At 46.2% G+C, this 14710-nt stretch carries 12 protein-coding genes; 5 read left to right on the forward strand and 7 right to left on the reverse strand.

Going from position 1 to position 14710, the window contains the following annotated elements:
- Positions 1-25: 25 nt before the first annotated feature.
- The 5 genes from P6574_RS11385 to P6574_RS11405 form a co-directional block, all read right to left on the reverse strand.
- Positions 26-829, reverse strand: coding sequence for a segregation and condensation protein A (locus P6574_RS11385; RefSeq protein WP_310620400.1), 804 nt, complete (start codon positions 827-829; stop codon positions 26-28).
- Complete coding sequence (nagZ, locus tag P6574_RS11390; protein WP_310620401.1) at positions 826-1887, reverse strand: beta-N-acetylhexosaminidase; 1062 nt, start codon at positions 1885-1887, stop codon at positions 826-828. The genes P6574_RS11385 and nagZ overlap by 4 nt, the downstream gene beginning before the upstream one ends.
- 14 nt (positions 1888-1901) lie before the next feature.
- Positions 1902-4544: an SPOR domain-containing protein gene (locus tag P6574_RS11395; protein WP_310620402.1), complete on the reverse strand. Its 2643-nt coding sequence runs from the start codon at positions 4542-4544 to the stop codon at positions 1902-1904.
- 87 nt (positions 4545-4631) lie between these two features.
- Complete coding sequence (gene argS, locus P6574_RS11400) at positions 4632-6386, reverse strand: arginine--tRNA ligase (RefSeq protein ID WP_310620403.1); 1755 nt, start codon at positions 6384-6386, stop codon at positions 4632-4634.
- Between the two features lie 91 nt (positions 6387-6477).
- Positions 6478-7695, reverse strand: a complete 1218-nt coding sequence (locus P6574_RS11405; protein WP_310620404.1) for a deoxyguanosinetriphosphate triphosphohydrolase — start codon at positions 7693-7695, stop codon at positions 6478-6480.
- A gap of 185 nt (positions 7696-7880) precedes the next feature.
- Between P6574_RS11405 and erpA the strand changes: the two genes are divergently transcribed.
- From erpA to pflA, 4 genes are all read left to right on the forward strand, one after another.
- Entirely contained in the window at positions 7881-8222 is a 342-nt protein-coding gene (erpA, locus tag P6574_RS11410) for an iron-sulfur cluster insertion protein ErpA (protein WP_310620405.1), read from the forward strand.
- Between the two features lie 129 nt (positions 8223-8351).
- Positions 8352-9134 carry an exodeoxyribonuclease III gene (gene xth, locus P6574_RS11415; protein WP_310620406.1) on the forward strand — a complete coding sequence of 261 codons (783 nt, stop codon included), beginning with the start codon at positions 8352-8354 and terminating at the stop codon, positions 9132-9134.
- 405 nt (positions 9135-9539) lie between these two features.
- Complete coding sequence (pflB, locus tag P6574_RS11420) at positions 9540-11831, forward strand: formate C-acetyltransferase (protein ID WP_310620407.1); 2292 nt, start codon at positions 9540-9542, stop codon at positions 11829-11831.
- A gap of 84 nt (positions 11832-11915) precedes the next feature.
- The gene (gene pflA, locus P6574_RS11425; protein WP_310620408.1) at positions 11916-12650 is read left to right on the forward strand and encodes a pyruvate formate-lyase-activating protein; all 735 of its coding nucleotides are present in this window, start codon (positions 11916-11918) and stop codon (positions 12648-12650) included.
- Positions 12651-12669: 19 nt separating this feature from the next.
- Here pflA and P6574_RS11430 read toward each other — a convergent pair whose 3' ends face one another.
- Positions 12670-13503, reverse strand: coding sequence for a BKACE family enzyme (locus tag P6574_RS11430; RefSeq protein ID WP_310620409.1), 834 nt, complete (start codon positions 13501-13503; stop codon positions 12670-12672).
- Positions 13504-13785: 282 nt separating this feature from the next.
- On the opposite strand from P6574_RS11430, the gene aroQ reads away from it, so the two are divergent.
- Complete coding sequence (gene aroQ / locus P6574_RS11435; RefSeq protein WP_310620410.1) at positions 13786-14277, forward strand: type II 3-dehydroquinate dehydratase; 492 nt, start codon at positions 13786-13788, stop codon at positions 14275-14277.
- Here aroQ and arfB read toward each other — a convergent pair.
- The gene (gene arfB, locus P6574_RS11440; protein WP_310620411.1) at positions 14261-14701 is read right to left on the reverse strand and encodes an alternative ribosome rescue aminoacyl-tRNA hydrolase ArfB; all 441 of its coding nucleotides are present in this window, start codon (positions 14699-14701) and stop codon (positions 14261-14263) included. The two genes, aroQ and arfB, sit on opposite strands and share 17 nt — an antisense overlap.
- Positions 14702-14710 lie beyond the last annotated feature (9 nt).

Genomic DNA, 14710 nt, shown 5'->3' on the forward strand with positions numbered 1-14710 from the left:
TCGCAATTCCGTGTTCAATTGCCTACTATGGAGTGTATTCTCTATCACGAGTACGGAGTAATATTTGACCAAAAGGTTGCGTCTGTTGAATTTCCAGCTTCCCCTCCTTTGCCATCTCCAAACTTGCAGAAAGTGTCGATGCGACTACTGTCGCCCGTGTCTGACGACTTGCACCATATTCCTTCAAGAAGTTTTCTATCGGTGCCCAACCTGCAACAGAACCAAGAAGGCGTTCTAATATTTCACGGGCTTCTTGAAGAGATAAAACATCTCTTTTTTTTATTTCTACTGACGGTACGTCGGAACGTTGCCTTTGCGAAGCATAGCCCATCAAAACATCATAGAGAGAGGCTTGCCAGACAGTTCTCTTTAGTGTGGAAACCGTTTCAGGAGCCCCCCGTGCAAAAAAATCCTTGCCCAACCGTTTTTTTTGAAACAAGGCATCTGCCGCTTGTCGCATAGCTTCAAGCTTTTTCAATCGGAGGGCGAGAATCTCTGCCAGTTCATCTCCTGAGGGTTCATCGGCCTCTTCGTATTGTGGTATAAGCAATCGGGATTTCAAATATGTTAGCCACGATGCCATGACCAAGTAATCTGCGGCGACCTCCAGCCTCAAGCGTCGCATCTGCGCAATAAAGCTCAGATATTGCTCAACTAGTGCAAGTATTGATATATTTATTAGGTCAACTTTTTGCTTCTGCGCCAAGGCCAACAAGAGATCTAGAGGCCCTTCAAACCCATCGACATTGACATGTAGTTCCATTTCCTCATCCACACCACCTTGTGCGGACTCTATGTCAGGGAAATGGGCAGCCATTACATTGCTCAAGAAGAGTAGCTCTTTGCTACTGAAAGGATATTGTTATATTCATTGAATAACACATCAAGCTCCATAGCAGGAGTACTATTGTCGGATTTAATACCCGCTTGAAAACGCTGAAGAGACTGACCAGTTAGCTCTGGAGAAGCCTCCGCAACGGCCTGCATCTCCCCCATATTTCCATTACAATGGAGAGCAAGATCACAACCGGCATCAAACAATTTCCCAACACGATCTTTCATGTTTGACCCTAATGCTTTCATTGACACATCATCACTCATCAAACACCCTTCAAAGCCAAGATAACCTCGAATTACTTCGGAGATTATGGTTTTTGACTGCGTGGCAGGTCTTTCGGAGTCCAGTGATTTATATACAATATGCGCAGTCATAGCGAATGGGCAATTATTCAAACGAGTAAAAGGGATAAAATCACTTTTTTCCAGCTCGGAGCGAGTTGCCTCGACAATAGGCAAGTGCTCATGACTATCAACCAGTGCTTTGCCATGCCCTGGCATATGCTTCATAACAGGAGTTATTCCCGCAGCAAGTGAGCCGCGAATAACCTCATTCCCCAACGTAGAAATGGTCTCCGGCAGGTCAGAATAAGCGCGATCACCAATAACATTGCTGGCACCTTTAATCGGAACGTCAAGGACGGGCAGGCAATTCATAGAAATCCCAACTTCCGCCAAATCCCTACCTATGAGGTAGGCACCAAGGAATGCTCCTCTTTTTGCAAGGTCTTGATCATACTCAAATAGTTTTCCATATAATCCCGCAGGTGGGTACTTTTCCCAAACGGGCGGTTTTAGCCTTTGAACACGCCCACCTTCCTGATCCACAAGAACAGGTGCATCCAGTCGGCCTACGGCCTTTCTAAAATCAGCACAAAGTCTCTTGAGCTGCTCTTTGCTTTCCACATTACGGGAAAATAAAATAAGCCCTGCAGGCTTATATGAGTACAAGAACTCGCGCTCATCTGCATTTAGCTGTGTACCTTCACAGCCACATATAAAGGCTTTGATAGACATGGCTTCAATTATCCCTTCCAAAGAAAGGGGCAATTCTTATTTGCTTATTAATCTCTGCGAACAAAGCAGTCGCTTCCAGCATTTTTCAAAGTGTCACAAAACGTGTTCGCTTCATAAGCTTCTGCAAACCTCATTCGAACACGATAGAAAATTCCACGATCCCCCAAGTCTGCGCGAATAATTGCAGGATCTACAGAACGCATCAGCTGAGGATGCTTCCTTTGTAGGGCGCGAATTTCATTTTCTGCCATCTCTTCAGAGCGAACAGAAGAAACCTGCACGATATAACCACCGCTAGCTAATGAGCCTTGGGAAGCATTGGAACCATTTTGTCTGGTAGTGCTTACATGAGTACGGTTAGATTGCTGTATGAGCGTCGGTACTGATGCTCTCTGCCCAGTTGGAAGAGAAGAAACAGCAGACGTATCCACAAAAAAGCTATCCGGTTTTCCAACTGGAGTTTTGGCAATAAAAACTGGAACACTTGATGCACTCTCACGAGAGTCCGCCACACTGGTCGGCGTGGACGGTGTTGTAACTATTCCGCTTTCGGCGCTTTGCTCAGTCGGTGAAGAAAGGGCAAGGCTTGGCACTTGGCTTGCACTCTCAATTACAGGTACTGCTGACACAGTCCCTTCCAATTGTCCCTCTTGCGAAGATGGTAATAAAGAAGCTAATTCCGTACTACTCTCTTCTAGTGTCGCAGCTGGTGCCTCATTTCTAGAGACTATGGTTCCATCCGGCTTCACAATCACTGTCCGAACCTTCTTAGCTCGGCTAATTATAAGCGGCCCGCTTGAACCTGCCGTATCGAGCTCGGCAGGAGCTGGTGGAAGCGGTTTTACTTGCGCCATATCCCGTGGCAGCATAATCTCGCCTTCAGGGCCAGCTGCGCTTTCCTCTGCCGTGAGTATCTGTTTTTGGCTACTATCGGACTTGATTTCTATAGTCGGCACTTCCTTCATAGGGGAAGTATCGGCCCGTATAACGCGAGCGGGGCCTTGTGTGGTGGCTTCCTGCCCTAAATCCAAATAAATATAGCCGCCAGCAGCAACACCTCCAACAACAAGAAGAGACGCAGCAGCCAGAAGGGCCTTGCGAAGTCCAGATCTTCCTGTCCTTTCCAAGGTTTCCTGCTCTTGTTCACTGCCTTGATTAACAACCGGAATTTGCTCAAGCGAGTCAGATGAAACAGTACCATTAGCGCTGCCGAGCTCTTCGTCACCATCGCGCATGGCATTTGCAACTGCATCTAGATCATAACTACTGGAGTTGTAGGACTTTTCTTGCTCCAGCAAATCATTGCGAGCCTCATTATCGCCTTCCTGCTCTTCCTCCATTGAGATCAAATCTGCGGCAGCCGGCCAGCTCATTTCATCTATTAAAGGTGTTTCAGGTTCTGTACGATGCTGTGTATCCCGCAAATCTGTAGGTATGTCCTCTCCCTCAACTCCCCCAATATCAGCGAGAAGTTGCTCCTCAGATATGAAGTCCGTTCTTAATTCCGGCTCAACCGCAACTTGAACCTCCTCGCTCGGACGCATTCTCTTTTCAAGTTCAGCAAGTTCCTCTGCAAACGTTTTTTGTTGGGAAGCACTCGCTCTCCCCTCGTTTGAGCTTGATGGAGAAAAGTGAGAGGCTTCAATTTCAGCCAGCAGTTCGCGCTCTATATCTTCTTCAAAGTTTCTAGTATGAGAACTTACGGGGGCTTGAGGTACCCGCACATCACTTACTGGTGTTTTATAAGTACTTTCAGAAGCAATATGCTTATTTTCAGGCATGACCTCTGCGAGCGCCCCAAAATCAGGAATAAACTCACTGATGCTCTGAGGTTTTTGCGTTTCCAACGAAGGCCGTATCATAGCCTCTCTTCCCGTATCATTCGGGAAGCTTGCTTGCATAGCTGCGCTTGGAGGAACGCTCTCTCTCTCTGTAGTCGATGTCACTTGCGGCTGAAACCCAGAAAAATCCGTATTACGCTCGGACTTCTTTTCCTGTTCCTCAAGCGAACTCTTTATTGCCGGAGGTTGCTCTTCCAGAGCTGCCGCTAGATTTTGGCCCAGTTCTAGTTCCAAACTACCAAAATCTTCAGTTCTTTGTAATTCAGACGGTAACTCTTCTGAGTTTTCATGCTTAACCAGCGCAGGTACTGGCGGGAGATCACTCACATAGTCGGGTTCTTTTGGCAAAGCCCGTCTACTTTCACTTCGAGTTAATTCTACCTGATGCGATTGAACGTCCCATTCAGGTACCAATTCAGAGTGCGGCTGACTGACCGGTTCTTTCATTGTTTCCGAAGACAGAGTATCGCTGATTGCCGTGGCCAAGTCAGCACCGTTTCCCACAGACTGGGGAAGCGAAACTCTACGAGATGGAGTATCCGCGACATTGGCTATACCTGTCTGTTGATTCTCGACATCATCATATGGATTTGGGAGCAATTCAGAGAGGTCCGGCACGAATGGCTTTGCCATTTCATCCTCTGGCACAACGTGATCAAGTTCTACTGGCTCTTGCGGGGTTTGAGCTTGAGGCACTTCCCCTCGATAATTGTTGGTTGTTTCACCAACAATTCTCGCTAGTTCAACCAATGGGTCTTCATCGGATGCCCAATCCTGCGGCTCAGTACTGTGCAGCCTTTTCGCAGTTTCTGTACCGCCTGACATTGGATAGTTGGCACGTTTGGACATAGCAGCGCAATCTTTCCTCAATTCAGGGATCGCCTCATTGCCCCGGCGACTCCCTGATAAATCATTACTCTTCAATCTAGACTTGCACTATCGCATTTCGTCAGGAGCTTCCACGCCCAAAATATTCAGGCCGGATGCGAGAACCTGCGAAACCGCATAAACAAGCGCAAGCCTTGCTTCACTCAATTGTGGCTTTTTATCATTAATAAACCGTAATTGAGGCTTTTCCTTGCCCCGAGACCAATGTCCATGAAGTGAGCTGGCAAGCTCATACAAATAAAATGCTATCCGGTGCGGCTCGTGTGTTTCCCCAGCGCCCTTTACAATACGTGGCCACTGCGCAAGCTTTGCGATCAAGGCCAGTTCACCAGCGTCCTCCAATAGTGACAAATCTGCCTTCTCTAGATCTGAAGGAGAAAGTTTCAGATCCGCAACTTCTACTTCTGCTTGACGTAAAACCGACTTACAGCGAGCATGACCGTACTGCACATAAAATACAGGATTATCTTTGGATTGCTCGGTTACTTTCTCGAAGTCGAAATCCAAGTGCGCATCATTTTTCCGGTACAGCATCATAAAACGAACAGCATCAACACCCACAGCATCTACAACATCTCTGAGAGTGACAAAATTTCCTGAACGCTTGGACATTTTGAAGGGTTCACCACCCTTGAAGAGTTTCACAAGTTGGCACAGGCGTACGATAACATCTACTGTACCACCAGAGACAGCGTCTCCTACAGCTTCAAGGCGTTTTACATAACCAGCGTGGTCTGCACCCAAAACAAATATTATCTGTTTAAAGTCACGTTCGATTTTGTCGCGCATGTAAGCAACATCGGCAGCAAAGTAGGTATAGCTTCCATCGGACTTGACCAATGGGCGATCTATATCATCGCCATAATCAGAGGACCGGAACAATGTCTGCTCCCTGTCTTCCCAATCGTCTGGCAGTTCACCCTTGGGTGGAGGAAGTGTTCCCTCATACACCAAGTTACGATTTCGCAAGTCCTCCAGAGTTTTCTCAATGGAGTTACCCTGACCATGCATGGTTCTTTCTGAAAAGAACACATCATGTGTCACGTTGAGCTCAGTAAGATCTTCCCGTACCAAGTCCATCATCTTATCAACAGCATAAGCTCTTAAAAACTCATGCCGTTCAACCTCAGGCATTGACTTGAGAATATCTCCCTTCTCTTCTACCAGCGCTTTAGCAACAGGAATAAGGTATTCTCCAGGATAAAGTCCTTCGGGAATCTTACCTATATTCTCACCAAGTGCTTCGCAATAACGCAAGTAAACGGAACGTGCGAGAGTATCAATCTGCGAGCCAGCATCGTTAATGATGTATTCTCGCGTTACGTCATAGCCAACAAAGTCCAAAAGGTTTGCCAGCGCATCTCCAAATACTGCGCCGCGCGTATGCCCTACATGCAATGGTCCTGTAGGGTTGGCAGAAACGTATTCCACATTGACTTTCGTACCCTTACCCACATCGGAGCCACCAAATTGGTTTCCGCTTTCAACAACATTTGCCAGAACTTTGTGCCATACGGCAGGTTTCACCCGAATATTAATGAAACCCGGTCCTGCAACTTCCACCGCATCCACGTCTTTATCATGACTTAGACCTGCGGAAATTTTCTCGGCAAGATCCCGTGGCTTCATTTTAAGCTGTTTTGCCAGAACCATTGCAGCATTCGTCGCCAGATCACCGTGCGCGCTATCTCGGGGTGGTTCAACAGTCACGCGGGAGAAGTCCAACTCTCCGCCTGCTGGAGAGAGGATTGCTCCCTCTATCACCACTTGGACCCTTTTAGCAAAATCTGCAAAGATGTTCATTGTTTACAGCCTGACTATCATTTTAACGCATTCGCCATGCCTTCTTGGCCCGTAATGGCAAATGCAAACCTCTTGTTTGTGTTTGGCGGCACTACCTCAATTCGGGCGTATCGTCAAATAAACGCCTGTGCTCATCAATGGCATATCGGTCTGTCATGCCAGCAATAAAATCACAAACACGGCGAGCTTTAAACGTTTCACCTTTATTTTCAAGACCTTCATTCCAAGGACCAGGCATCAAACTAGGGGATTTAAAGTACGTAGAGAACAAATCTTGTATTATTTGCGCAACATCCTTACGCACAGCCAAGACATTTGGGTGTCTATAAAGGTTGGCAAACAAAAACTCTTTTAATTCCCGCTCTCTAACGGACATATCAGAACTGAAGGACACTACGGCTTTATTCGAGCGCCGAATATCCCCACAATTATATGGCGCGAGTGTTTCCAGCCGTCTTACTGACTCCTCGATCACATCTACAACCATATTCGTAATACAGCGACGGACTACCTCATGTACACGCCGTCCGTCCTCCAAGTTTGGGTAACGTTGATCAATTTCCTCCAAAATCTGTCGAAGAAACGGAACTGATCGCATATCTTCAAAATTTAAAAGTCCTGCACGAAGTCCATCATCGATATCATGGGCATCATAAGCAATGTCATCAGCGATAGCTGCAACTTGAGCCTCCGAACTCGGCCAACTCCACAACTGTAAATCCTGTTGTTTTGCATAGGTTTCCAATGCAAACGGCAAGTCCTTACCTGCAAATTTCCCAAGCGCTCGCCCTTGCTTGTCAGTCAAAGGCCCATTGTGTTTTGCGAGCCCCTCAAGCGTCTCCCAGGTGAGGTTCAGACCATCGAACTCCGCGTATCGACACTCTAATTCGGTCACAATACGAAGGGATTGCGCGTTATGATCAAAGCCACCATAGGCTTGCATACAGGCGTCAAGAACATCTTCTCCTTCATGACCGAACGGAGTATGCCCTAAGTCATGGGCCAATGCCAAACACTCAGCAAGATCTTCATCAAGTCGCAACGCTCTGGCTAAAGAGCGAGCTATCTGGGCGACTTCCAATGTATGTGTCAGGCGCGTACGATAGTGATCGCCTTCGTGGTATACAAAAACCTGAGTTTTATGCTTAAGACGCCGAAAAGCTGTGGAATGAATGATTCGATCCCTGTCGCGCTGGTATGGGGTACGTGTCGGGCTCCCCTCCTCTTGAAACAAACGGCCACGAGAGTTTTGCGGATCAACTGCGTATGCTGCACGAGGTTGAGCCCCGTAGCCAAGAGTAACCGCCATATCCGTTCCTTTTCATGTCCGCCCTAGGGAAAGCATTGACCTTCACCCCTACCGCACATATTTATACTAAACTTGTTAAATTAAAGGGTTCTTTGAAAGCGCATAATAATACAGGTTGTAAAAACTTCAAAATGCTCTCAACCCCAAACAATAGATAAGCTAACTATAAACGGAACTCCAGAACGATGGTAGACAACTCCCCCAATACCGTTACACTATCATCTGCAGCCGCTGCGCGTGTGCTGCAAATCCTGACAAAAGAAGAGCAAGGAACAGTCTTGCGCGTCAGCGTTGAAGGCGGTGGCTGCTCAGGTTTTCAGTACAAGTATGATCTGGTTAAAACCATAGATGAGGATGATCTGATCATCGAAAGAGATGGTGCTAAAGTTGTTATCGACAGTATGTCTCTTCAATACATGGCAGGATCTCAAATTGATTTTGTAAACGACATTATCGGTCAAGCATTTCAAATCAACAATCCTCAGGCCACTGCAGGCTGCGGGTGCGGAACGAGTTTTACTCTGTAAAACTCTCGCATGTATCCTTTTATCAATTTGGTGAACAATTTTTCTCCGAAGTAATTTTCCTGTAGTTTTTTCAAAGTATCTCGCCGTAGTAATGCAGCAGAAACTACGTCATCCTGGGAAGAGGTTTAAATGAGAGTTGCCAGCTGGAACATAAATGGTGTCAAGGCCCGTATTGAAACCGTCCTTACTTGGTTGAAGGAAACTGATCCAGATGTTGCCTGTTTTCAGGAAATAAAATCGGTCGATGAGAACTTTCCTCGAACGCCTTTTGAAGATCTTGGCTACAATTTGGAAACACATGGTCAAAAGGGTTTCAATGGAGTTGCAATCCTATCAAAACGACCTTTTGAGGAAGTAAACCGCCGTCTACCGGGCGATGAGACAGACGAACAGGCCCGTTACATTGAGGCCGTTATTGCAGGTAACAGCCAACCTATCCGCGTAGGGTGTTTGTACCTACCCAATGGCAACCCAATTGATACGGAGAAGTTTCCCTATAAATTATCGTGGATGGAACGCTTAAATACTCATGCTCAAAAACAACTTGAGAATGAAGAGGCATTTCTTCTGGTGGGTGATTATAACGTCATTCCAGACCCTATTGATGCAAGAAACCCAGAAAAATGGACTAATGACGCCCTGTTCCAACCAGAAAGCCGCAGAGCATTTCGTTCTCTTCTAAATCTTGGGTTTACAGAGGCTGTGAGAGCTACTCAAGATGCTCCTGAAACCTACAGCTTTTGGGATTATCAAGCGGGCGCCTGGCAGAGGAATAATGGTATTCGGATCGACCACCTGCTCCTCTCCCCGGAGGCAACAGACATTATGACATCTGTAGGTATCGACAAGTTTGTTCGCGGCAGAGAAAAACCGTCGGACCATGTCCCTGTTTGGGTAGAACTTGCAGATTAATACCATAACAATCTAGCGGCCTCACAAAGTCAGGCCGCTGGTATTCTAAGAAAAACCCTTCTTAACAAGGCACGTACCTAAACAGACAGTTTTCGAACAAATTTCTCTACCTTCATTTACTCTCTTCAAAGAGCGACTGCGATGAGTTTCTCCCTTATATCCCTCCGCAAAAAACAACCAGCTCAGCCTATTTTTCCCAGTAGTCACAACACCATACATTCCCAAAATGCATATCTGCTTCCCAGTCAATATTTGCGTTAAATCAATAGTATCAAGCACAAAGCGGGTAATCTGCAACTCAAGAAAGTTAACAACGACAAACTGCTTAGATCAGACAAATAATTACCACCGTTATCTAGCAGAGTTCGACGGAACATAGACCATCGCCACTGGAGGAATAATCCTATGGGTATTCAAGAAAAGTTTACAAACACACATGCCAGCAAACTTCCATTTCTGGTGGATAGTACCCCGACATGTCACCGTGGTTTTGTGAAGGGCGAATGGAATGAAGAAATCAACCTACGTAGTTTCATCCAACTCAACTATACTCCCTACGAAGGAAAACGGGATTTTCTAACGGACCCGACTTCAGACACCACCAAATTGTGGAAGAAAGTTCTGGAGCTCATGAAAGAGGAAAACCGAAAAGGCGTTCTGGATGCTGATACGGAAGTCGTTTCCTCTATAACATCCCATGCGCCTGGATACATCGACAGTGAACTGGAAAAAATTGTCGGACTTCAAACCGAAAAGCCTCTGAAGCGCGCTCTAATGCCTAATGGCGGGTTGAAGATGGCGACCGCTTCGCTGGAAAGTAATGGCTATGAAATCTCACCGATCATAAAAGAAATTTATTCCAAGTATCGTAAAACCCACAATGATGGCGTTTACGACCTATACACACCGGAAATTCGCAGGGCACGGTCCGCTGGAATTGTAACGGGCTTACCAGATGCCTATGGTCGCGGGCGAATTATAGGTGACTATCGCCGCGTCGCTCTTTATGGAATTGACAGTCTTGTAAAAGACAAAAAAGAACAGCTTGCCTCAACTGATGGCAGTATCCTCAATGAGGAAACTCTACGTTTGAGAGAAGAGTTAAATGAGCAAGCTCGCTCATTGCTGGAACTCAAGGAAATGGCTAAAAGCTACGGCTTTGACATTACGCGGCCCGCAGAAAACGCAAAAGAAGCCGTCCAATGGCTCTATTTGGCATATCTTGCTGCAATTAAGGAGCAAAATGGTGCTGCCATGTCTTTGGGGCGTACATCAACATTCCTTGATATCTACATTCAACGCGATCTCGACGAAGGCAGTCTCACTGAGCAAGAAGCCCAAGAGTTAATGGACCACTTCGTCATGAAGTTGCGGATGGTTCGGTTTATGCGCACCCCAGACTATGATCAGCTCTTCTCTGGTGACCCTGTTTGGGTTACTGAGGCCATTGGCGGAATGGGGAATGATGGCCGTACTCTGGTTACCAAAAACTCATTTCGGGTTCTGCATTCCTTAATAAATCTTGGCCCTGCCCCGGAACCAAACCTGACTGTGCTCTGGTCCGAGAATTTGCCAAAAGGCTTTAAAGAATTCTGTGCGCATATATCTATAGAAACGTCTTCAATCCAGTACGAAAATGACGATCTGATGCGCCCTTATTGGGGAGATGATTACGGCATTGCTTGCTGCGTCTCCGCAATGGCTATTGGTAAGCAGATGCAGTTCTTTGGCGCTCGCGCAAACCTTGCCAAAGCACTATTGTATGCCATAAACGGCGGCGTTGATGAAAAAACCGGCAAACAGGTTGGGCCACACCTCAAACCTTTCACCGGTGATATCTTGGATTGGAACGAGCTTGCTCCTCTTTATGATCAGATGCTGAACTGGCTCGCCAAGGTTTATGTAGAGGCACTCAACTGCATCCACTACAGCCATGACAAATATAACTATGAACGTCTAGAAATGGCTCTCCATGACCGTGATGTTATAAGAACAATGGCATGTGGAATTGCTGGACTGTCAGTGGTAGCAGATTCCATATCCGCTATCAAAAACGCAAAAGTCAAAGTTATCAGGAACAGTGAAGGGCTTGCCATTGATTATGAAACCGATGGTGAATTCCCTTGTTTTGGTAACAACGATGATGAAGTAGATACTATCGCCTCCGGTCTCGTAAAGACTTTTATGGACAAGATACGGAATCAAACAATCTACCGGAATGCAACGCCAACTCAATCAGTCCTCACCATCACTTCCAATGTAGTTTATGGCAAGAAAACAGGCTCTACACCGGATGGGCGTAAATCAGGTGAGCCATTTGCACCAGGAGCTAATCCTATGCACGGACGGGACAAAAAAGGGGCCATAGCTTCCATGAAGTCTCTTGCAAAAATCCCCTATCAGCATAGTCAGGATGGCATCTCCTATACATTTTCCATTATTCCTACAACCTTGGGAAAAAATGGAAGTGAGCAAATAGGTAATCTTTGCAGCCTGTTAGATGGATACTTTAATGACCAAGGACATCACATCAACGTAAACGTGTTTAACCGGGAAACTCTAGAGGATGCTATGGCAAAGCCCGAGCTTTACCCTCAACTAACGGTACGGGTATCTGGCTACGCAGTTAACTTCATCAAGTTGTCACGCGAGCAACAACTTGACGTTATTAGCAGGACATTCCACGGTCGCAGGTAAGTTTCAAGAGTACTTGTGGAAGCACGGGAACGCAGGGCTGATCTGCGTTCCTTTTATAGACTTGCCCAGTTTAAAAGGTAGAGTATGGAAGACGTCCAAGGTTACATACATTCCATCGAAACCGGAGGTACAGTAGACGGACCAGGAATTCGATATGTTGTATTTACAACTGGATGTCCGCTGCGCTGCATGTACTGCCACAATCCCGACGCCCTCAAAATGAAGCATGGGAAACTAACCTCCGCATTCTCGCTTTTAAAAGATATTCATTCCTATAAGGAGTACTTTAAAACCAGCGGTGGAGGCTTAACAATTAGCGGCGGAGAGCCCATGGCTCAAAAAGAATTTCTCAAAACAATTCTTTTGGGCGCGAAGCAAATGGGCATTCATAGTGCTGTTGATACCTCTGGATATCTACATAAGAATCTAGATGATGACACTCTTTCCCTAGCGAGCCTATACCTTCTTGATATTAAATCATTTTTACCTGCTACATATAAGAAAGTAACAGGAGTTGATATTGAACCTACTTTGGAATTTGCTAGGCGGCTAGACAAATTAAACAAGGAAGCATGGATACGCTTCGTTCTGGTGCCTGAGCTGACTGACGACAAAGAAAACATTGAAGGAATAGCCAAGTTCGTCTCTCAGCTTTCAAATGTGTCTCGGGTAGAAGTGTTACCATTTCACAAGATGGGTGAGTATAAGTGGACAGAGACGGGTAGAGAGTACCAGCTTGCAAATACACGCGAAGCAACCCCAGAAGAGACTGAGGCTGCTCGCCAAATTTTTAGACACTACGGATTAACAGTTTCCTAGGGTGTAAAGAAAGCTGACCTTACAGATGTTTCCCTAAAATCTTAAGTGTTTCTGCCTTCGTTGGAGATGTGAATTTTCCCAGTAAGCTCCTGAGCTGATGAAGGGCACCCACCCGCTCTGCGTTATCCCTTGCTGGCCTTCCATCCGCGTGGATTTGATTGTTTTCAAAGCCAACACGCACATGACCGCCAAGTGTAAGAGTTGCTCCCAGACAAGTCGTTTCAGACTCTCCGAATGCTGCAACAGTAAAGCTGGTTTTAGAACTTTCCTTCTTTTTCTGCTGAGCATCAAAGAATTTCAGAAGTTCCAAAGGTCTACCCTCTTGTTTCTCCGAATATCGTCCAAGAACATATAAATGGCTACCAAAGTTTTGAGGTATCACGCCTTCACTTTGAAGCTGGGATAGCCGAATCAAGTCGTCCACATCATAAAGGATGTGTTGAACAGCTATTCCCGCTTCTTTCGCAAACTGATAGAACCATTTACCTGTTGTCTCGTCTCCATTTAGCGGCATCATTTCACGCAAAGCCACCGAAACAGCTTCAGGTACAACCTCCTCAACCAATTTGGCCTGTTCTCTAGGGCTGTACTTCCCAACGGCTTCAGTCGTAATTTGTAAAACCAGATTGGGAGCATCAAAAGATAACTGCGCTTTGAGTTCTTTATATAGGCCAGCATCCAGTACATGCTCACCTGCTTTATTGCGCACATGAGCATGCAGGGCGTTTGCACCTGCTGCAGAAACTGCGCGAGCGCAAATGCACAACTCTTCAATTGTAACTGGTATCGCCTGAATATTACTTTTTTGCAGCCGAGCACCATTAGGCGCAGCCATAATCATTCGCGGTTCCATTGACCCCTCCTTACCCTTATCGTTTTTTCATAGACTGGCGCGCTATATTCAAAACTCAAGAAGAAAAGTGATAACCCATTAAATTTAAAGGGGCACGACGGCCTTCCACTATTAAGTAAATGGAAAATATCCAACACGGAGAGTAATTCAACTTCACATCAAGTTACTGCAGCTTCTGACATATACCATAATGTGAGCTGTCGTATACTCCCTTGAAATTCTGAAGAAAATTTCACATTATCATCTTCAACATTAATCTTGAAGCACGGGTAGAAGTCTAAGATGGCTGATAAAGTCCTAATCCTGAATGGTCCAAATCTAAATCTTCTGGGGAAACGGCAACCGGAGATTTATGGCACGATCACTTTGGCAGAGATTGATGAAATGTGCAAACTTCATGGTACACAAAGAGGCTTGGCAGTTGAGTGCCGCCAGTCAAACCATGAAGGAGAGATCATTGACTGGATACATGAGGCACGAGAACTCAAAGCGGGTATAATACTAAATGCAGGCGCTTATTCCCATTCCTCCATTGCAATTATGGACGCCATAAGCAGTGCAGAGCGCCCAGTGATAGAGGTCCATCTTTCCAACATTCATAAAAGGGAAAGTTATCGGCATACCTCGTATGTATCCAAGGTCGCGGTAGGCATGATATGTGGCCTAGGAGCTCAAGGCTATATCTTGGCCATTGAAGCTATTTCCAGAATACTGGAAGATGAGAAAAAGAGACTTACGGGGCCCTCTTCACAAAAACTCATTGCCAATCCGTAGAGCGCCCACCTCTTCCTTTTTTTATGCTACTGCGCCGTTTTTTAGCTTCTAAACGGCGCTTTTTCGACGCAAGTGTAGGCCGTGTTGCTTTACGGGCTTTGGGGACAAGTGTCGCTTTTCGAATAAGCTCTACCAAACGTTCGAGAGCATCCTGACGGTTCCGCTCCTGGGTCCGAAACCGGTCAGCATTGAACACCACTTCTTCCGCAAGCGTCAGACGACTGCCAGCAAGAGCCCTCACCCGAACTTTCACAGCCGAAGGTAGGCTCGTGTTCTGGCGTAAATTGAAACGAAGCTGTACGGCAGTTGCCACTTTGTTGACATTTTGGCCCCCCGGACCTGAAGAACGAATGAATGTCTCGTGGATGTCGGAACGTTCAATGTAAATGCTATCAGTCACCGAAATTCGTAGGCGTTCACTCATCAATCACGC

This window comes from Pseudovibrio sp. M1P-2-3, from assembly GCF_031501865.1.
Lineage (GTDB): Bacteria > Pseudomonadota > Alphaproteobacteria > Rhizobiales > Stappiaceae > Pseudovibrio > Pseudovibrio corallicola.